Annotated in this window: 17 protein-coding genes; 9 read left to right on the top strand and 8 right to left on the bottom strand. The window is 60.5% G+C overall.

The features are described from left to right. Nucleotides 1-2,057, top strand: a 2,057-nt coding sequence (locus TRIHO_RS15670) for a hypothetical protein (protein WP_207498702.1), incomplete at its 5' end; no start/stop codon positions are given. A gap of 141 nt (nt 2,058-2,198) precedes the next feature. On the opposite strand, the gene hppD is transcribed toward TRIHO_RS15670, so the two are convergent. Further along, nucleotides 2,199-3,299: a 4-hydroxyphenylpyruvate dioxygenase gene (hppD, locus tag TRIHO_RS15665; RefSeq protein ID WP_068245638.1), complete on the bottom strand. Its 1,101-nt coding sequence runs from the start codon at nt 3,297-3,299 to the stop codon at nt 2,199-2,201. A gap of 138 nt (nt 3,300-3,437) precedes the next feature. Here hppD and TRIHO_RS15660 point away from each other — a divergent pair, with 138 nt between their 5' ends. The 3 genes from TRIHO_RS15660 to TRIHO_RS15650 all read left to right on the top strand — a co-directional run bounded on the left by TRIHO_RS15660 (nt 3,438) and on the right by TRIHO_RS15650 (nt 7,704). Next, entirely contained in the window at nt 3,438-3,893 is a 456-nt protein-coding gene (locus tag TRIHO_RS15660) for an Lrp/AsnC family transcriptional regulator (RefSeq protein ID WP_068245636.1), read from the top strand. A 63-nt stretch (nt 3,894-3,956) separates the two neighbouring features. Further along, nucleotides 3,957-5,177, top strand: a complete 1,221-nt coding sequence (locus TRIHO_RS15655; RefSeq protein WP_068245633.1) for a PAS domain-containing protein — start codon at nt 3,957-3,959, stop codon at nt 5,175-5,177. Between the two features lie 649 nt (nt 5,178-5,826). Next, nucleotides 5,827-7,704 (top strand): monovalent cation:proton antiporter-2 (CPA2) family protein, encoded by a 1,878-nt coding sequence (locus tag TRIHO_RS15650; RefSeq protein WP_068245630.1) that lies wholly within the window; start codon nt 5,827-5,829, stop codon nt 7,702-7,704. A gap of 56 nt (nt 7,705-7,760) precedes the next feature. Here TRIHO_RS15650 and cobT read toward each other — a convergent pair whose 3' ends face one another. Beyond that, nucleotides 7,761-8,774, bottom strand: coding sequence for a nicotinate-nucleotide--dimethylbenzimidazole phosphoribosyltransferase (cobT, locus tag TRIHO_RS15645; RefSeq protein WP_068245627.1), 1,014 nt, complete (start codon nt 8,772-8,774; stop codon nt 7,761-7,763). Between the two features lie 102 nt (nt 8,775-8,876). On the opposite strand from cobT, the gene cobS reads away from it, so the two are divergent. Beyond that, complete coding sequence (gene cobS, locus TRIHO_RS15640; protein WP_068245626.1) at nt 8,877-9,629, top strand: adenosylcobinamide-GDP ribazoletransferase; 753 nt, start codon at nt 8,877-8,879, stop codon at nt 9,627-9,629. 91 nt (nt 9,630-9,720) lie between these two features. Here cobS and TRIHO_RS15635 read toward each other — a convergent pair whose 3' ends face one another. The 5 genes from TRIHO_RS15635 to TRIHO_RS15615 form a co-directional block, all read right to left on the bottom strand. Beyond that, on the bottom strand, nt 9,721-10,233 hold the full coding sequence (locus TRIHO_RS15635; protein ID WP_068245625.1) for a CarD family transcriptional regulator: 513 nt from the start codon (nt 10,231-10,233) through the stop codon (nt 9,721-9,723). A 290-nt stretch (nt 10,234-10,523) separates the two neighbouring features. Further along, nucleotides 10,524-10,862: a ferredoxin FdxA gene (gene fdxA / locus TRIHO_RS15630; RefSeq protein WP_068245624.1), complete on the bottom strand. Its 339-nt coding sequence runs from the start codon at nt 10,860-10,862 to the stop codon at nt 10,524-10,526. A 65-nt stretch (nt 10,863-10,927) separates the two neighbouring features. After that, entirely contained in the window at nt 10,928-11,302 is a 375-nt protein-coding gene (locus tag TRIHO_RS15625; RefSeq protein ID WP_068245621.1) for an RNA-binding S4 domain-containing protein, read from the bottom strand. A gap of 7 nt (nt 11,303-11,309) precedes the next feature. Beyond that, nucleotides 11,310-14,309 carry a helicase-related protein gene (locus TRIHO_RS15620; protein ID WP_068245619.1) on the bottom strand — a complete coding sequence of 1,000 codons (3,000 nt, stop codon included), beginning with the start codon at nt 14,307-14,309 and terminating at the stop codon, nt 11,310-11,312. Nucleotides 14,310-14,375: 66 nt separating this feature from the next. Further along, nucleotides 14,376-14,966: a tetratricopeptide repeat protein gene (locus TRIHO_RS15615; RefSeq protein WP_068245618.1), complete on the bottom strand. Its 591-nt coding sequence runs from the start codon at nt 14,964-14,966 to the stop codon at nt 14,376-14,378. Nucleotides 14,967-15,066: 100 nt separating this feature from the next. Here TRIHO_RS15615 and TRIHO_RS15610 point away from each other — a divergent pair, with 100 nt between their 5' ends. The 4 genes from TRIHO_RS15610 (at nt 15,067) to TRIHO_RS15595 (ending at nt 19,126) form a co-directional block, all read left to right on the top strand. Continuing rightward, nucleotides 15,067-15,354, top strand: coding sequence for an SCP2 sterol-binding domain-containing protein (locus TRIHO_RS15610; protein ID WP_068245675.1), 288 nt, complete (start codon nt 15,067-15,069; stop codon nt 15,352-15,354). A gap of 32 nt (nt 15,355-15,386) precedes the next feature. Then, on the top strand, nt 15,387-16,358 hold the full coding sequence (locus tag TRIHO_RS15605; RefSeq protein WP_068245672.1) for an alpha/beta fold hydrolase: 972 nt from the start codon (nt 15,387-15,389) through the stop codon (nt 16,356-16,358). 342 nt (nt 16,359-16,700) lie between these two features. Then, nucleotides 16,701-18,524, top strand: coding sequence for a M3 family oligoendopeptidase (locus tag TRIHO_RS15600; protein ID WP_068245617.1), 1,824 nt, complete (start codon nt 16,701-16,703; stop codon nt 18,522-18,524). A gap of 119 nt (nt 18,525-18,643) precedes the next feature. Then, nucleotides 18,644-19,126, top strand: a complete 483-nt coding sequence (locus tag TRIHO_RS15595; RefSeq protein WP_232367803.1) for a GNAT family N-acetyltransferase — start codon at nt 18,644-18,646, stop codon at nt 19,124-19,126. Nucleotides 19,127-19,197: 71 nt separating this feature from the next. On the opposite strand, the gene TRIHO_RS15590 is transcribed toward TRIHO_RS15595, so the two are convergent. Further along, entirely contained in the window at nt 19,198-20,190 is a 993-nt protein-coding gene (locus tag TRIHO_RS15590) for a Gfo/Idh/MocA family protein (RefSeq protein ID WP_068245612.1), read from the bottom strand. Nucleotides 20,191-20,389 lie beyond the last annotated feature (199 nt).

Here is a 20,389-nt window from a genome sequence, read left to right as displayed (position 1 = left end):
CTCTGCCGACGGCCCCGCCCTTGCCAGCTGACAATCCGCAAATTGACACCGCAGCGCCAGACGACGGCAAGAGCGCGCAGGACAGCAACGGCGAGGACAGCGAGGTGGTCGCCGAACCCATCGTCACCTTCAGCTCGCGCCGCAGCAAAACCCCCGACGCGCCGACCAGCGACCTGAACCCGGCTGACGGGTCTGGCATCGCCGATGTCTCGCATGGGGCTGTGCTCGCGGCCACGCCAATGGGCAACCATCTGAACGTCCGCGCCCCCGCGGGCCCGTCGGCGTTGCCCCCTGCCCCAAACCTGTCCATTCCCTCGCCGGCGCTGTCACATACGACCTCGGCCCCGCCGAGACGGGGCCCCGCCGTCGCATCAAGATCCCCGCGCGACAGCGCAGGTGACATAAGCCAGATGCCACAAGCGCGCCCGCTGCGGCTGCGGCCTGCGCGGATCGGACTGGCCGCTGCCGCTCTGGCGACCCTCTCTGCGCTTGGTGCCTGGGCCTTGGTTCAGGAATTGCCGGTCTTGTGGTCGGATCTGGAACGCGCCGATCTGGTCGAGGCCGAAGATCCGATTGCCACACCGGTTCTGACCCATGCCCAACCCGAGGCGACAGTCGCGCTCAGCGCGGATCGTTTCGCAGCGCCTGGCGCTGCCATCAGCACATCGCCGCTCACGCCGGGACCGGACCAGCAGGTCGCTCAGACAGGAGCGCCCGCGCGCACGCCTTTCGCCGGGTCTGGCGAAACCGGGTCCGAGTTTGAACTTGGCAATCTGTCGTCGGACCGGCCTCTGGACCTGCAAAGAGATCCCGACAGCCTGACGGTGACCGACGCTGCCGTGCTTGAGGCACTCGGTGCACCTATCGTCGACGAAACCGTGCCGCTGGGTGGTCAAGACCTTGTTATTGCGTCGTTGCCCGCCCCACGGAGCCTCAGCGCGGGTGGCGCGACGCCCGGTCCGTTCAGCCCATCGCTGACGGATGATGACGCGTTTGAACGCGCCAGCCTGCCCAATGACGAACCCGGCCTTGATCCCGAGGCGCTGGCCGATGGCGTGGTGCCCGGCGATGACGCCGGAACGGTCGGGATGGATCACGGTCTTCACAACGATATCGGCGCGCTTGAGGAAGCTGCTCAATACGCGGCGACAGGGGTCTGGCAGCAGGTCCCCGAAGTTGCGGAGCTGCCACCGCTGATCGGGCTTGACGATGTCTACGTCGCGTCCATCGACAATACGGAACTGTCGCAGGATGCCATTGCACTCCCGCCTCAGGCCGGTCTGGACACCGACGCGCCCTTCGACGCGATTTCGAGCCCCACCGAAGCTGGACGGCAGTTCGACCTTGATGACCGTGGGCTGGTGGTGGCGTCACCCGAAGGCACGTTAAATCCAGACGGCATCATGGTCTATTCAGGCCGCCCCGCCCTGTCTCCCCCGCCCACGCCGGACAGACCTGAAGTTCGCCAGCAAGAGGCCGCGGATGCTGCGGACCGCGTTGCACAGTTGAGCCTGATCCGCCCCCGCACCCGACCGGACGATCTGCAGGAGCAGACAGAGCGGGCGCAATTGGGCGGGGTGATCCGCTCTGAGCTGCTTTCCAAACGGCCAAAGATCCGCCCCGCAAGCCTCAAGACGGAAGAAGAAGAGAGCCAGCCAGCGACCGCCCTTGCCGTCGCCCGCGCGGTCAAACCACGCGCCCGTCCGGCGAATTTCGCAAATCTCGTCGATCGCGCCCAGCGCAGCACCCAGAACGATGCGCCTCAGGCGACGGCCTCGGTGGCGCCGGTGACGGTCAGCCCCTCCATCCCCTCCTCTGCTTCGGTTGCCCGTCAGGCCACAGTCGAACGGGCGCTCAATCTGCGCCACGTCAATCTGATCGGCGTCTACGGAACACCGGCGGAACGGCGCGCACTCGTCCGTTTGCCTTCAGGCCGGTACGTCAAGGTCAAAGTGGGTGACCGGATCGACGGCGGTCGCATTGTCGCCATCGGTGAGGGGCAGCTGCAATACCAAAAGGGCGGCCGCAATCAAACGCTCACCATGCCAAAAGGTTGAGGCAAACCAATTTCTTAGTGGAAATGTTGACGGACTGGACAACCGCCATCGAAACAGGTAAAAACGCGCCTGCGCAATCCGGTTGACAGCAAAAAGCCGGGACATGTGCCCCGGCTCTCTGGTCGTCAGTCAAGACACCGATCATTCAGCGGCGGAGATTTCGCCATTGTTGATCTGTTCCTGTTCGATCGATTCAAACAGCGCCTTGAAGTTGCCCTCGCCAAATCCATCGTCGCCCTTGCGTTGGATGAATTCAAAGAAGATCGGTCCAATGACAGTCTTGGAGAAGATCTGCAGCAGGATCCGCGTTTCACCGCCCTCCACGACGCCCTCTCCGTCGATCAGGATGCCGTGTTTCTTCATCCGGTCCAGAGGCTCGTCATGGCCCGTCACGCGCTCATGGCTCATGTCGTAATAGGCGTCGGGCGGCGCAGGCATGAACTGGATCCCACGGTCAGAGATCTCATCCGTCGCCTCGTAAATATCACGCGCGCCGACAGCGATATGCTGGATGCCTTCGCCGTTGTATTTCTTCAGATAGGCAACGATCTGACCGGTCTCGCCACGATCTTCGTTGATCGGAATCCGAATGCGGCCACAGGGTGAGGTCAGCGCCCGGCTGAACAGCCCGGTGAACTTGCCCTGGATGTCAAAAAAGCGGATTTCCTTGAAATTGAACAGCTTACCGTAGAAGTTGAACCACTTGTCCATGTTCCCCTTGAACACGTTGTGGGTCAGGTGATCCAGGTAATAGAACCCCACCCCGCGCGGCTTGGACTGCTTCAGCCACTCGAACTCCTGATTGTAGGGCGAGGTGTCATAGTACTGATCAATAAAGTAGATGAGGGAGCCGCCGATCCCCTTAATGGCCGGAACATCAAGCGTCTTGTCCGCGCCGTGGTAAGGCTCCGCGCCCATTGAAACGGCGTGATCAAAGGCTTGTTTGGCGTCGACAACGCGCCACCCCATGGACGGCGCACAGGGGCCGTGCTCCTCAACAAAGCGTTCGGCAAAGCTGCCTTTTTCGGCGTTCAGAATATAGGTGATGTCGCCCTGTTGCCAAAGTTCGACCCCCGGTTTTGACTTGTGCCGCCCGACCAGCTCGTAGCCCATTTTGCCAAAGAGCGTACGCAGTTCCTCGGGGTTCGGGCTGGCAAATTCGACAAACTCAAAGCCATCCGTACCGGCCGGGTTCTCAGCGCTGATCACAGATTTTGGTGCGTCGTGCGGAAACGGTCCCATGCGTATCTCCTGCGTGCTGGATCTCATTTCGCTCAGCTTACCGCATCACGCGCGCACAAAATGCGCGAAATCACAGATACACCTGTTCAATAACGCGGAACTTACGCATCATTCAGTGAAATAGTGAAAGGTTCGCGCATGCTGGATTCGACAGACATCAAACTGCTGGCCCATCTCCAGACCTCCGCCCAGTCCACGGCTCAGGAACTGGGCGAGGCGCTCAACCTGTCCCCGAGCCAGGCTGGGCGGCGCCGTCAACGGCTCGAAGCCGATGGCTACATCCAACGGTATGTTGCCAGACTGGATCCGACAAAGCTCGGTTTGGCGGTGCAGTGTTTTGTTCAGGTCCATTTGAACAGCCATGGGCCGGAAAATGCCGCCAGTTTTGCACGACTTGTATCAAGCCGTCCGGAAATCACTTCCGCTTGGACGATGACCGGAGACGCCGATTATTTGCTGCGTGTTTTTTGCCATGATCTTCAGGAGCTTAACACGCTATTGCACGAAATCATCCTGCCCCATCCGGCCGTCGGACGGGTGCACAGCCAAATCGTGATGGCACAGTTAAAAGCTGATAGCCCTTTACCGGTTTAAGGATGCGTGAACCACTGGTCGCCTAGGGTTAGGAGAAATTTATCATCAGATGGAATCGCCCTCGTGTCATTTGTCGACCGCCGTATAGAAACACGCCCGAGCAGCGGCGCAGCTCCTTTTGAGCTGAACGAAGTCTTCTTCTCCCGGACCGATGACCGGGGCGTCATTCAAGCCTGTAACTATGTCTTTCAACGTGTCGCGCATCATAGCTGGGAAGAGATTCTTGGCGCGCCGCACAAGCTGATCCGCCACCCGGACACGCCACGCGGGGTGTTCCAACTGTTCTGGGACATTCTCAAGAGTGGCAGCACCATCGGGGCCTACGTCAAGAACAAGTCCAAGGATAACCTGCACTATTGGGTCTTTGCCGCTGTCGTCCCTTGCGAAGGCGGCTACCTGTCCGCCCGCATCAAACCTTCAAGCGCGCTGTTTGGTGAGATTCAGACCCTCTATGCCAAGATGGCCAAGGCCGAAAAAGAGGACGGGCTTTCCCCAACCGACAGCATGAAGATCATGGAAGATTGGGTGCACGAAAAAGGCTTCGACGATTACCAGCATTTTGCGGCACATGCCCTTGCTGAAGAATTGATCGCCCGCGACGAGGGGCTTGGCCGCAAACCAGATCCAGAGATTTCCGAACTGCGCAATATGTTGCGAAATGCCGAGAAGCTTCTGGACGAAACCCACGGTCTGGTCAAAGATTTCGAAGCGATGCACACAATCCCTCACAATCTGCGGGTTATTGCGTCGCGGATTGAACCATCGGGCGGCCCCGTCACCGTCCTGTCTCAGAACTACGGCGCCATGTCGCGGGAAATGTCGGACTGGTTCGAGCGCAATGTTATGGGCGAGAATACAAATTTCGCCACCGTGAAACATTCGGTCAACTCAAGCCTGTTTATTGCCGGGATGACGCGGATCCTGAAGGAATGCGATGTCCAGCTGCAGAAAGAACGTCGCAGTCTTGGCAACGTCGACATGGAAAAGGAACGCGCGCTCTTGGCTGACCTTGTCGAAGAACAAGCTGGTTTCGCCAACAAAGGCATGGCGGAGGTCGATATCGAAGCGGTTCGGATCATCAATGCGTGCCAGGTGATGCATCGCCATTTCCTCGGTCTCAGCTCGACCCGGGTGTTGTGTAAGATTGAAAGCGCCCGCCTCCCCTCCTCGGGCGAAACACTTTCGGACATCATTGATCAACTTGGCGCCTTCCAGGAGCGGATTTCCGAACGGCTGGAGCATATCGCAAAGCTCGGCGAAGAAATCCGCTCGCTCGAGAAATAACGGGTCTCGGTCCCCGCCAAAGGGGACCAGACGCCCGACTGGGCGAGCACGCAGCCAAGCGTCCCGTTGGAGAGCGTCCCGACCGCAGCGCATCCGCTTCCGGCACCCTCGTCAGCCAAGCCAAGATGTTTCGTCTTCCTCGGCGGCCCCCAAAACGGCGATTAAGGCAGCAGGAATTCTACAGCAGCCCCACCAGTCGCAGCGGGCGTTGTCAGTCAGCCCTCCCTATGGGTCCCTATCGGTCGACGCTCCCTCTGATAGATTTGAACTTTGTCAGGCTGAGTTTCGTTTCCTCTAAGCCCTGTTCCGTCTGACTTTGGCACAGCCTGCGTATTGCTCAGCTCAGCCTGCGTTTGGTTCAGCCTGCGTAGTTCTCAGGCTGAGGTTCGTTCCAACCGTGCCCCTGCCGCGTTCAATTCAGATATCGCCGTGCCGGAAACACAGACCACCAATGCCCCCTCATTTCGAATTTTGCGACCCTTCCGCCCGCTGTCCCGGACGTCGGTGGTCATTTATCTGACCAAACCGTCTAGCTGCATCTATGATGCCGGTTGAACACGGTGATAGAATTTTATGACGCAACTGGATCTTGGCGCGGAAACGCGTCCTATGTCTTTGCCAAGTCACCGAATACTGGCAGTATCATCTCATGGACAGTTTTCTCTCTCAAGCGTCGATCTATCTCGCAGCGGCGGTCATCGCCGTGCCCATCGCCGCAAGGCTGGGGTTGGGGTCCGTTCTCGGCTACCTGGCTGCTGGCATTCTCATCGGTCCGGTCCTTGGGCTGGTCGGCTCAGAGACAACAGAGCTTCAGCATTTTGCTGAATTCGGCGTCGTCATGATGCTCTTTCTGATCGGGCTCGAACTCGAACCGCGGGCACTTTGGGGCATGCGGCATCACCTGATCGGGCTGGGGGGATTACAGGTTGTTGGCTCCACCGCGCTGCTGGCCGCCGCCGCCGTCGCCTTCGGGCAAACCTGGCAAGTCGGGCTTGCAGTGGGGTTGGCACTGGCACTCTCGTCGACCGCCATCGTCTTGCAAACCCTCTCCGAAAAAGGTCTTTCCCGCACCGACGGCGGGCGCGCGAGCTTCTCGGTTCTGCTGACTCAAGACATTGCGGTCATTCCCATCCTCGCATTGCTGCCGCTTCTCGCAACCCAAAGCCCCGTGCGCCTGTCAACCGACGGCTCGATCCAGCGCGGTGCCGATGCCCATGACGCGGCCCACCACTCGCTGTCACTGGTCGATGGGCTGCCCGGCTGGGCGGTGACACTGATGACCGTCGCGGCTGTCGCCTTTGTCATCCTCGCGGGCGTCTATTTGACACGACCGGTCTTTCGCTTCATCCACGCCTCCAACCTGCGCGAGATGTACACAGCGCTCGCCTTGCTGATTGTGGTAGGGATTTCGTTTCTGATGACACTCGTCGGGCTCTCTCCTGCCCTTGGCGCGTTCCTGGCGGGTGTGGTCCTGGCCAACAGTGAATTCCGCCACGAACTCGAGAGCGATCTTGAACCGTTCAAGGGGCTGCTGCTTGGGCTGTTTTTCATCACCGTTGGCGCCGGGATCAACTATCGCCTGTTTTTGGCGGAACCGGGTGATGTGATCGGCCTCGCCCTCCTCGTGATCTTTGCCAAAGGCACGGTGCTGTATTTCGTCGGCAAGGCCTTCGGTTTGAAAAGGCGGAACCATTGGCTGTTTACGCTTGGTCTGGCGCAGGCCGGTGAGTTCGGCTTTGTTCTTCTTGCATTTTCGCTGCAGCTCAATGTCATCACACCGGACCTGTCCGAAAAGCTGTTGCTCGTGATTGCGATTTCCATGCTGATCACGCCTCTTCTGTTCATCCTTTACGAAGTGCTGTCGAACCGGATGAAGGATCCACAGGTTGAACAGGCACCGGATGAAATCGACGAAAAAGGCACAGTCATCATCGCCGGAATTGGCCGCTTCGGCCAGATCGTCAATCGCCTCGTCAATGCCAGCGGGTTTAAGACGGTCCTTTTGGACAGCGACATGAAGGCGGTGCAACTGATGCGACGGTTTGGCGTAAAGAGCTTTCTCGGCGACCCGACCCGCCCAGAGCTGCTGAAGGCCGCCGGCATAGCAAAAGCCAAAGTGCTCGTCGTGGCACTGGATGACACCGCCAAGGCAACAAAGCTGGTGGCCTATGCCCGGCGCCACTATCCAGACGTGCACATCGTGGCCCGCGCCTATGACCGCAACCACGTGTTCGAACTCTACAAGGCCGGCGCCGACGACATCGTTCGGGAAATGTTCGACAGCTCCCTACGCGCCGGCCGCTACGTTCTGGAAAACATCGGCCTGAGCGAATACGAAGCCGCCCGGGCAGAGCAGACGTTTTACGCGCACGACCGCCATACGGTGCGTGAGCTTGCCGCACATTGGATCCCCGGCACCCCCGCCAGCGAAAACCCGGCCTATATCAAACGCGCCAAGGAGCTGGAGAAGGACCTGGAAACGGCGCTTTTGTCCTTGGCCGCGGAACACTCGCAGAAAACCGACTGACATGATGCCGTGCGCTGTGGGCTGGCCACCCACAGGGCCGGTGCGCGCGCCCAAGCCTAGCCCGCTGAAACGCCAGCCTCGGCAAATGTCATCATGCCACTATGGCAGGCCACCGCCCCCTTCAGCACCTGAAGTGCCAGCGCCGCGCCCGACCCTTCGCCAAGGCGCAAACCAAGCGACAGGAGCGGTGTCTTGCCAAGTTTTTCCAGCAGGGCACCGTGGGCGCCCTCGGCGCTTTGATGGCCGGCGATGGTGTGATCCAGCGCGCCATCTGAAACCGCAGCCAGACAGGCGGCAGCGGCGCAACAGATGAACCCATCCAGCACGACAGGGATGGCCAGCGCACGGGCCGCGCCAATCGCCCCGGCCATCGCCGCCACTTCGCGACCGCCGAGGCACCGCAGGATCTCCAGACCATCACGGGCCGCGGCGTGACGATCTACCCCTTCGGCGACGACTTGCGTCTTCAGCATCAGCGCATCATCGGTGACACCCGTTCCGCGCCCGGTCCAATCGCTTGCCGAGCCGCCAAACAACGCCAGGCAGATCGCAGCGGCAGAGGTGGTGTTGCCAATCCCCATTTCGCCAACCACAAGAACATCCGCATCCGGATCGACCGCGCCCCAGCCGGTGCGCAGGGCCGACAGCAGGTCGTCTTCGGTCATGGCGGGGCCTGCGGTGAAATCGGCTGTCGGGCGATCCAGTTCCAAGGCGTGCACATCCATGCGTGCCCCGGCCAATTTGGCCAATTGGTTGATCGCCGCGCCGCCTGCGTTGAAATTGGCGACCATCTGGCCGGTTACCTCTGCCGGAAACGCGGACACGCCACGGCGGGTGACGCCATGATTTCCCGCAAAAACAATCACCTGAGGTGCCAGGATCTGCGGCGTGTCGGTGCCGCGCCAGCTGCCGTACCAGATCGCCGCGTCTTCCAGTCGTCCCAGGGCTCCAGGGGGCTTGGTCAACTGTCCATTGCGCGCTTCGCAGGCTGCCCGCGCCGTCTTGTCGGGCGCGGGCGCCTCGGTCAATGCGGTGCGGAAGGATGACAGGGTCAAAAGATCTGGCAGCATGAAAAGCCTCGTTGCGTCGGATAGCACCGCAAGGGTAAAGCGGTATCAGACCCTCTTTATCCCGCCTGCCCCCCTCCGAGAAGCCCTGCCAGAGGCACCAAGATGCGAAAAAGCGACACCATCGCAACGGATATACTGCTGGCGTTGCTCCTGCTGACCCGGCTGCCCTTGCCCGGGCTACCGCAATCCGCCTTTGTCCGGCAGGCACGCGCGGTCTGGGCCTTTCCGGTGGCTGGGGTGCTTCTTGGCGGGGTCGCGACGGGCGCGGCGGGGCTGGCCCTGATTTGGTGGCCGCCGACCGTGGCAGCGGGGCTGGCGATCGCCTTGCAGGTTTTGATGACGGGCGCGCTGCACGAAGACGGGCTTGCCGACACAGCCGATGGGTTCTGGGGGGGATTTGACCGTGACCGTCGCCTGGAAATCATGAAAGACAGCCAGATTGGCACCTATGGTGTCTTGTCACTGGTCCTTTCGGTTGGGCTACGGTGGAGCTTGCTTGCTGCGCTGTTGTCCGTGGGCGCGATCTGGGCGCCTGTAGCACTGGCCGTCCTGAGCCGGGCCACAATGCCGGTCCTGATGATCGTATTGCCGCACGCCAGAGCAGACGGGCTTTCTAAATCTGTCGGCAAACCGGCACCGCAGCGGGTTTGTCTCGGTCTTCTGCTGGCGTTGGGGATGAGCCTTGGCGCGGTCGGCTGGCCCGCCCTCGTCATGGCAGCGGTCCTGTGCCCCCTTTGCTTTGGCATCGGGTGGCTGGCACGGGCCAAGATCGGTGGCCAGACCGGGGATGTCCTTGGCACGACACAGCAAATTTCAGAGATATTCGCCGCGCTCGTTCTGCTGGCGTGTCTCTGAAGCGCCCCCGCACATCGATCCGCAAACCCGGCACAGAAAAACGGCCGCCCTCAGGGGACGGCCGCTTTTGGTCAAGATGCACAGTCTGATGTCAGGCAGCAACGCGGGAGGTCAGAACCTCATCCACCTGCTTCGCGGCGGAGATTTCATCGCCACCGGACACCGCTGCAACCTCGCGCGTCAGCCGTTCCAGCGCAGCTTCATAAAGCTGACGCTCGGAATAGCTCTGTTCGCGCTGATCGTCGGTGCGATGCAGATCACGGACCACTTCCGCAATAGAGATCAGATCGCCGGAATTGATCTTCTGCTCGTATTCCTGCGCGCGGCGGGACCACATCGCCCGCTTCACTTTGGCTTTGCCTTTCAGGGTCTTCATGGCCTGATCGATCACATCCGGAGAGGACAATGAGCGCATGCCGATGTCGATAGCCTTGTGGGTCGGAACACGCAGGGTCATCTTGTCTTTTTCAAAGGTGATCACGAATAGCTCCAGCTTGTAGCCGGCAACTTCCTGCTCCTCGATCGAGATGATCTGGCCAACCCCATGGGCTGGATAGACGACGTATTCGTTCGGGCGGAACTCGAGCTTCTTCGATTTGGTCATACAGGTCTTTCCTCGCGATGACACGGCAACCACGCCGAGTGTGCAGAACCAAAACAACCAACGAGCCTCAATCTGTTGAGCCCCGCTGGATGATACATTGGTGCAGCAATCCCACCAAGAGACCCACGAATCGCGCAGTCATCACGGCAGGCGGTATTCTACGACTTCATTACATAGACGGAACATAACATAAAAACGCGCGCCACGAAAGATGGCGCGCGCGTCAAACTGACGCGCAAACGCTCGTTTCATAGCTGTTTCGCGCAAGTTTTACCGTGTAGAGGCCTGTTTCAGCCCCCTTCGCCCGGTGCTTCGGAGAAATACTTCTCCATCTTGCCTTCTTCGCCATCGCGCGCTTCATAGCCTGGCATCGGATCCTTCTTGGTCACGATAACGGGCCACATTTCAGAGTACTTGCGATTGAACTCCACCCATTTGTCCATATCCGCCTCGGTATCTGGTCGGATCGCATCAGCCGGACATTCCGGTTCGCAGACGCCACAGTCGATGCATTCATCGGGGTGGATCACCAAGGTGTTCTCGCCCTCGTAGAAACAGTCAACCGGGCATACTTCGACACAGTCGGTGTATTTGCAAGCGATGCAGTTTTCCGTAACGACGTAGGTCATCTTGGCTGGCGTCCCGTTTTGGTGTTTGGGTTTAGCTAATCCACAAGTGCGCAGGCTTCAAGCCGTCAATAGTCTTCGTGGAGACGAGTAAGACCAAGCGCTCTGCGTGATTTCTTGTCAGGGCGACCTTTTCCTTCGTATTTCGGATTTGCAGGAGGTTTGTCCTGCTTCTCTGTCATATCAAAGTAAAGTGTCTGCGCCTCAGCAGCGGGTCCGCGTCGTTCTGACACGGAAATCAGGCGGACCACGCGCACCCGATCCGCCTGGGTAAAGGTCAGAACGTCACCAACGGCCACATTCTGAGAGGGTTTTGTCGCCTTGGAGCCATTCACGCGGACATGTCCGGCGCCGACCTGCTTTGCTGCCAAAGAGCGGGTTTTGAAAAACCGCGCATGCCACAGCCACTTGTCGATCCGGATCTTGCCCGCGTGATCACTCATGCCAACATCAGTCGCCTTGCTTCAACCCCATCAAAGCTGCCGCAAAAGGATTGTCCGGATCGATTGGCTTTTCCTTTTTGGGCGGACGCGAGGAATAGGTTTTTGCGCCCTTGTTCTGATCGCGGTCGTTGCGACCACCCTTCTTGGCACCAGGCTTCCCCTGAGGTTTGCCGCCGCTGCGGGGTTTGCCGCGATTGCCGTTGTTTGCCTCGGCGTTTGCGCCGCGGCTTTCGCCCTGGCCGCGTCCTTCACCGCGGCTCTCACCACCACGGCGCTGACCACGCGCATGGCCACCCTGACGGGCCTGACGACCCCACGTAAAGGAATAGAAAACCTCCGTTTCCGGGGCGTCGACAGCAGCGTCCGCGGCCTCGCCAATCGGGGTTTCACCATCATCCGTCTCTGCGATCGGTGCCGCGGCGACTGCGTCAGCTGGCTCTTCGGCGATCGGGGCGACACCATCATCGACGATCTCTTCGGTGCCAGCAGGCACATCGGCCGGCGCGGGTTCCACCTCGCCCTCGACAGGAGTGGCGGCCGGTGTGTTTTCGACCTCGGCGGCGGCGTCCATGACCGGGGTATCCGCAGCAGCGGCCTTGCCCGTTTCGGTGACAACGGCGTCCACGGCCTTTACCTTGACCCGTTCGCCCTTCTCGGCCTTGTAGCCGAGCCCTTGCATCAGATCGGCAAATTGCTCCAGCGTCATGCCGGTAATCGACAGCATGTCCGGTTTCGCTTCAAAGCCGCCCCGGCTGTCCTCGGCCCGCAACAGATCGGCCAGACGTTCCAGCATGTCGATGCGGATCATCCGCTGCCCGGCAGCGCGATAGCCGGCCATCGTGTCATAGCCCTCCGGCGCGCCAACAGGCGTTGGGACGGTCACCAGACCCGGCGGCGGTGCCTCGGGAAATTCCTGCAACCCATTTGCCAGTCCCCACAACACCAGACGCAGGCGTGTCGGCGCTGGTTTCAGCAAGAGCGGCATGAAAATGGTGAACTGACCAAAGCGGATACCATGCTTGCGCAACGCGCCACGGGCCTCCTGGTCGAGATCCTTGACTTCCTGCATGACAGAGGCACGCGGCAGAATGCCCAGGGCCTCAACCATCCGGAAGGCAAAGCCGCGCGCCAGACCCGACAGCGTTTCATCCTTCTGCAGGTTGATCATCGGCTCAAAGAGCGCCTGAACCTTGCGGGCAATGAAATGCTGCAGTCTGCGTTCGACCTTTTGGGCGACATCCGCGCCAGCCGCATCATCGACAAAAACCTCGATCCGCGGGTTCAGCGGATCTGCGCCGGCCACCAATTTGCCAACCGCATGTTCGCCCCACATCAGGCCGCCCTGTTCGGTATAGTCGATTTCGGTATCGGGTGCGTTATAGAACCGGTCCGCGCGCAGATGGAAATGCGGCGCCAGTGCCTGCAAAGACGCGGACTTCAGCGCTTTTGCTTCTGCACCTTGTGCGGATTTGTCCGGCGAAAACCGGAAGCCTTCGAGTTTCCCGACGAATTCACCTTCGACGGTCACTTCACCCTGGTCATTTACTTCGGCCAATAGGGCCTCCTTCTGTTTGAGCCGCCGCATCAAAACGGATGTGCGCCGGTCCACAAATCGTTGCGTCAGACGCGTATGCAAGGCGTCGGACAATCTGTCTTCTATAGTGCGGGTCACGTCCCGCCAATGACTTTCGTCACGCAACCACCCGTTTCGCTGAGCGACATAGGTCCATGTGCGAATAAACGCCAAGCGTTTCGACAATGTGTCAATATCACCTTCAGTCCGGTCAAGGCGACGGATTTGACGGGCAAACCAGTCATCCGGCACCACTCCGCCGTCTTCAAGATAGCCGAAAATCCCGCTGAGCAAAGAAGAATGCTCGGAATGGCTGGTTCCACGAAAGTCGGGAATGCGGCAAACATCCCACAACAGGCGGACTTTGCTCGCATCCGTGATCCGGTCGCGAATATCGGCGTCCTGGGACAGCGCTTTCAGCACGCGCAGGTCATCGGCCTCTCGCGCCTTGGTCAGAACCTCGTCCGTCGGGCTTGATTCGAGCGTTTTGATCAGCGCATCGGTGGTGCCGAACTGCAGATCCGCCGACCGCCAGTTCAATTTCTTGAGCGGCGTAAAGCGATGTTCCATGATCGCTTCGGCGACGCCCTCTTCCAGCGGCCGCGCATCGCCCGTCACCCCAAAGGATCCATGGCTCATGCCACGCCCTGCCCGGCCCGCGATCTGGGCCAGCTCGTTTGGGGCCAGCGGGCGCATCCGACGGCCATCGAATTTAGCCGTGGAGGAGAACGCCACGTGGTCCACGTCCAGGTTGAGCCCCATGCCGATCGCATCGGTGGCAACCAGATAGTCCACGTCGCCGTTCTGATAAAGCGCCACCTGGGCATTGCGGGTGCGCGGGCTGAGCGCGCCCATCACAACCGCTGCGCCGCCTTTCTGACGCCGTATCAGCTCGGCGATGGCATAGACATTGTCGATGCTGAAGCCCACGATGGCGGTGCGTCCGGGCATGCGGCTGATCTTGCGCGATCCGGAATAGACCAGATCCGACATCCGGTCCCGGCGCACGAACTCCACTCCCGGAACCAGCGCCCGGATCGGGCCGCGCATGGTATCCGCACCAAGAAACAGCGTCTCCTTCAGGCCCCGCGCCCGCAACAACCGGTCGGTAAAGACATGGCCGCGTTCGGGGTCGGCGCAGAGCTGTATCTCGTCGATGGCAAGGAAATCACAGCCCATGCCCTCGGGCATCGCTTCGACCGTGCAGATCCAGTATTGGGCCCGCGGCGGTACGATCCGCTCTTCGCCGGTGACCAATGCCACCACCGAAGGGCCCCGCAATCGCACGATCTTGTCATAAATTTCCCGCGCCAAAAGCCGCAGTGGAAACCCCATGATCCCGGTGCGATACCCAAGCATACGGTCGATCGCGTAATGCGTCTTGCCTGTATTCGTCGGGCCAAGAACGGCCACGACCCGGGATGCAGCTGTCATTGCATCAGTCTCCACGCGCCCGCTGGGCCAGGCTTGCGCCGGGGCCAGGGGATCAATTTCAGGGGATCACAAAGATGTGCCGTCCACCGTGATGGACAGGCGATCCAGCGCCTTGGTTACTTCCTCATGGTGGGGATGTATAGCCTTGGCACGCGCATAGGCGGCGTAGGCGCGATCGGGATCATCAAAGTATTCAAACACCTGGCCAAGCGCAAAAATCGCATTGTAATCATTGGGGTTGAGCGCCAAGGCCCGTTCAAGATCCGCCACCGCAGGGCCAAAGCGGTCCGCGTGAAACTGGGCCTGGGCCCGTTCTGACCAGCCCTCGGAGAACTCTGGCGCATGGTCTGTCAGCGCGGTCAGATGATCCAGCGCCGCGCCCCAGTCCCGCCGCGCCATTGCGTCCCGGCCGCGCCGCAACAACAGATCCATCGCCGCCGAACCGCTCTTGCTCCACAAGGCTTGCAGCTCCCGGTCCAGCGCGGCGGCCTGGTCCGGGTCGCCTGCCTCCAGCTGTGCCAACAGTTCTGCCTCGCTCAGATCCGAAAAATCGGTCGCGGACAGGTCCTGTGCCACAGCGCCCAGCGGGAGTGTAACAAGAATGACGGTTGCAATTGCCGCCACGATAGCTTTGAGATTCGTGCAAGGAGCGCCCATACTTGAAAAGGTAACCACTACGGGTGCGAAATCCAGCCCCCGGGACAAAAGCTTCACATTTTTATGCGCACCGCATGAAACTCTAGGTAGGACAATGAACATGAGCGACACACTGGAACAGGCCGCAGCCCAGCTGAACGAAAAGATGGACGGTGGGTTCGACGGGTCTGCCAAATTTGACATCACCGGCGAAGGCACGATTGTGCTGGACGGCAATGGTGCACGCGTCGCGGACGAGGAAACCGATGTGACCATGACCGCTGACGCAGAAACCTTTCAGGAAATTCTGTCCGGCGAGCTGAACCCGACGTCCGCTTTCATGGGTGGCAAACTGACGATTGACGGTGACATGGGCGTCGCAATGAAGCTCGCTCAGGTTCTGGCCTAGGCAACGGCCCGATCACGATGAAGGATCAGCCAATGACCGCCGACAGCGCCGCTCCTTTCCATGCCGACATCGCGCAGGGACCGGAGGGCGGCGCGGCCCATTGGCTGACCACCTCCGATGGCCTGCGCATCCGGGCAGGCCATTGGCCCCCCCCACAGGCCGGGTCCGCAGGTCACGGGACCGCACCTGCGGGGACGATTTTCCTGTTTCCCGGCCGCACCGAATACATCGAAAAATATGGCCCCTTTGCGAAAGATATGGTCGCCCGTGGCTATTGCGTTCTGACCGTCGATTGGCGCGGTCAGGGTCTGGCGGACCGGGCGCTGTCTGACCGGCGCTTGGGGCATGTGGACCATTTTGACGCATTCCAGCGCGATGTTGCTGCACTGCAGGCCCATGCCGAAGCGCTCAAGCTGCCAAAGCCCTGGTTCGTGCTGGGCCACTCCATGGGCGGCGCGATTGCCCTGCGCGCCTTGATGAACGGGCTGCCTGTCGAGGCCTGCGTGTTCACGGCGCCGATGTGGGGCATCCGCATCCCTTTTGCGCTGCGCCCACTGGCGCGCCTGCTGGGCCGGTTCCGCACCCAGCTCGGCCTCAACCACAGGCTGGTTCCGACCACCAAGATCGAGCAATACGTGCAGATCGCGCCCTTCGAGGGCAATTTGCTGACCACCGACCCGGAGATGTACGCGTTTTTGCAGATGCAGATGGATGCACAACCCGATCTGGTGCTGGGTGGGCCGACGATCCAATGGCTTGGCGCGGCAATGGTGGAATGCGCCGCCCTGGCCGCCTCGGCCTCTCCCGATGTGCCATGCATCACGTTTCTGGGTGACCGCGAAGATATCGTTGCAACCGCGCCCATCCACGACCGCATGGCCCGCTGGCCCAACGGCCGATTGGAAATCGTGGCGGGCGCGCAACATGAAATTCTGATCGAAAGACCGGAAACGCGCAACCGGGTGGCCGACGCCATCGCCACCCATTTTTCCCACGCCAGATAACAGACAGACGCCCCCTTCGCCGACCACAACAACCGGGGACGGCCTTTGGCAGAACCGGGGCGGAGGCTCCCGCCCCTCGCCCGATCCCCTGTCGGGATCGTTTCGGGTTGGGCCCGGCGCCGCGCGCGCCCGGTACGGGCGCGCGCGGCGCCGGTCGCTTCGGGCTCTGCCCGAAGCGAAACACCTCTGGGCGCTTGTGCCGCCCGCCAGCGAGGCCTAAGTGTTTGGGGAACCGCAGGCGGCCGGACCGCCGGAAACGAATGTCGACCTGTTCCACATTCCGTTCCGGCCTGTCCTTCACATCGCCCGCGCACAAGATGACACCAGACGGAGGCGCCCCCAATGTTCCAACTTCCCTTCCCCGTATACGATGCCAATCCGAGTTCTTCCGATGCGGGTGGGCTTGGCAAGCTGCCTGAATGGGACCTGAGCGATCTCTATGCGTCGGATGACGCGCCGGAACTGAAACGGGATCTCGACTGGCTGCAGGGCGAATGCGCCGCCTTTGCTGCGGACTACGAGGGCAAGCTCGCCGATCTGGATGCCGATGGCCTGCTCGCCTGCGTTTTGCGCAACGAAAAGATCAACAGTATCGCCGGACGCATCATGTCCTATGCCGGGCTGCGCTATTATCAGCTGACCACTGACGCTGATCGCGCAAAATTCCTTTCTGATGCACAGGAAAAAATCACTGTCTTCACGACCCCTCTGGTCTTTTTCACGCTAGAGATCAATCGCATCGACGATGGTCGTCTTGATGCGCTGTTCGACGCCAATACCGACCTCGCACGCTACAAGCCGGTGTTTGACCGGATCCGTGCGATGAAACCCTACCAGCTCTCGGACGAGTTGGAACGCTTCATGCACGACCTCGGCATCGTCGGCGACGCCTGGGAGAAGCTCTTTGACGAGACAATCGCCGGGCTGACGTTCGAACTGGACGGCGACGAGCTGGGCATCGAGGCGACACTGAATTTTCTGACCGAACAGGATCGTTCAAAGCGCGAAGCCGCCGCCCGCGAACTGGCCCGTGTCTTTGCCGAAAACATCAAGATTTTTGCCCGTGTTCACAACACGCAAGCCAAAGAAAAAGAAATCATCGACCGCTGGCGGGGCATGCCAAGCCCGCAAATGGGGCGGCACCTGTCGAACCATGTCGAACCCGAAGTGGTCGAGGCCCTGCGCGAGGCGGTTGTCGCCGCCTACCCCAAGCTCAGCCACCGCTATTACGAACTGAAGCGCAAGTGGCTTGGCCTGGATCGCATGCAGGTCTGGGACCGCAACGCCCCCCTGCCGATGGAAACGACGCGAATTGTCGATTGGGACGAAGCGCGCGACACGGTGATGGAGGCCTATGCCGCCTTTGACCCGCGCATGGGGACCCTGGCACAGCCGTTCTTCGACAAGGGCTGGATCGACGCCGGCGTCAAGCCCGGCAAGGCGCCCGGTGCTTTTGCCCACCCCACGGTCACGGATGTGCACCCCTACGTGATGCTCAACTATCTCGGCAAACCGCGCGATGTGATGACCCTGGCGCATGAGCTGGGTCATGGTGTCCATCAGGTGTTGGCCGCCGATCAGGGCGAGATGCTGTCGTCGACCCCGCTGACGCTGGCGGAAACCGCATCGGTGTTCGGCGAAATGCTGACATTCCGCAAGATGCTGGAAAAGGCCACGACCAAGGAAGAACGCAAGGTGCTGCTCGCCGGCAAGGTGGAGGACATGATCAACACGGTCGTCCGCCAGATCGCGTTTTATGACTTTGAATGCAAATTGCACGCCGCCCGCGCAGACGGCGAGCTGACGCCCGATGACATCAACGCGCTCTGGATGAGCGTTCAGGCCGAATCCCTGGGCGAAGCGTTTGATTTCATGGAAGGCTACGAGACGTTCTGGGCCTACATCCCGCACTTCGTGCATTCGCCCTTCTACGTCTATGCCTACGCCTTTGGCGACGGGTTGGTGAATGCGCTCTATTCCGTCTATGCCGAAGGGGCCGAAGGGTTCGAGGAGAAATACTTCGAGATGCTCAAGGCCGGCGGCTCCAAGCACCACAAGGAGCTCCTTGCGCCCTTCGGTCTTGATGCCTCCGACCCCGCGTTCTGGGACAAGGGGCTGAGCATGATCTCCGGGTTGATCGACGAATTGGAAGCGATGGAAGACTGAGCACCAGCGCGGATTGTCGACGACCTTCTGCAGGACGTTCAGCGCACAGCTTCGAAAAACGGCATATATTGGCCCGCCCGAGGTGACGGCGGGCCTTTTCTATGCAACATAGCCGACCAATGACTAAGACGCATGACATCAGCTTTCTTCGGCTGCAAAAATCCGACTACGCTCTGGTGCGCCATATCGAAGTGGCGCCCGAGCAAATTGTCTATTGCGGCACCGTCGATATGGCCTTTGCCTCTGACGAGGCGGGGCTGGATTTTTACGCGGTGTCCGTCTCGGGGGATGCGGTCGGTTTTTTCAAGATAGATCACAAATACCCACAGACCTACGCCTTTGCCCGCGACGGTGATCTGGGTCTGCGCGCTTTTATGATCAACAGGGACCGTCAGAACATGGGCATCGGGACAGCCGCGCTCCGGGCGCTGCCAGCGCTGCTGCGCGACAACTACCCTGCAGCCATGGCTCTGATCCTGACCGTGAACATCCGCAACCAAGTTGCGATCCGCAGCTATCTGACCGCCGATTTTGCCCGGACAGGTGAACTGTTTGACAGCGGCATAGGGGGGCCTCAACTGGTCATGCGGCGACCCCTGTAACAGGTCGCACCCGTCCCAGGCGGCCCGCCGCCCATAGGCTAGCCCCCCTTTTCCGCCTCTCCAAGATCTCCCTAGAGCTCGGTCGCCACCTCGAAAATGCGGTCGATCATCGCCTGGGTTCCGCGCGAAAACTCCAGTGGGCAGCTATAGGCGGTGCCGTCCCGCAGGCTTGCCCCAAATGCTTCGACCTGCAGTTTGTAATGATCGGCCTGTGGAAAGCGTTCGACCAGCACCTGCCCCGGAACCGCATCCACGCCAGAGGATTGGTGCAGCTCCAGCCTCGCCTCGCCAAAAACGCGCGGATTGAACGGGGCGGTCAGGCGCAGCACGCCCTTGTCGCCATGGAACACCATTTCCTGCCAGGGCTGCATGCGCGTGCTGACATATGCCGTATAGAGAAAACCCGGAAACTGCGCCTGTATGTTCGTCAGGACATCAACACCGTTTTCCCAAGAAATCTGTGCGCTGAAATCGACCGGCTCTTCTCCGGTTACAAAACGAGTAGACCCGAGCACATACACGCCAATATCACGCAGCGCCCCACCACCGGTTTCGGGGCGGTTGCGGATGTTTTCCATCTCTTGACGGTTGTCATAAGAGAACTTCCCCGAGACATGACGCAGGGTTCCCAGGGCGCCAGACTGCACCAGTTCGCGCGCCCTTTGCCATTGCGGATGCTGGACAATCATATAGGCCTCGGCGGCCAGGACGCCCGTCGCATCTCGCTTTGCGATCAGCTCGTCAAACTCCGCTTCCTTGAGTGTCGCGGGCTTTTCCACCAGGACATGCTTGCCTGCATCCATCGCCTTGAGCGCCCATTCTACATGCAGATGGTTCGGCAGCGGAATGTAGACCGCATCAATGGACGGATCGGCCAGAAGCGCCTCGTAGCTGTCAAAAACCTCCAGCCCCGGTGCAAAAGCCAGGAACGGTGCGGCCTTTTGCGGGCTCGACGTCGCAAGGGCAGCCAGCTCGGCGCCATGCGCCGCGTGGATCGCCGGTCCCATCTGTTCACGGGCAAATTTGGCAGCCCCGAGAATCCCCCAACGGACGGGTTTAGACATAGGCTTTCTCCTTCGATTTCGATGCGGGTACATTTTGGTCGCACAGTAGTCCCAGCCTCGCCATGACGCAAACCTCGTTCGCGCGGGCCCTCGGCCTGCGGCAGACGTGTTGCCCGTGTTGCAGCCGGTTTATCCAACAGGATCGGGCGAGGACCGGCCAATCCTGAGCATAACAGTCGGATTAGATACCCGACAACAT

The organism is Tritonibacter horizontis, from assembly GCF_001518015.1.
GTDB lineage: Bacteria > Pseudomonadota > Alphaproteobacteria > Rhodobacterales > Rhodobacteraceae > Epibacterium > Epibacterium horizontis.
Note: the sequence above shows the minus strand (reverse complement) of the source record. Positions and strands in the feature narration are given on the sequence as shown.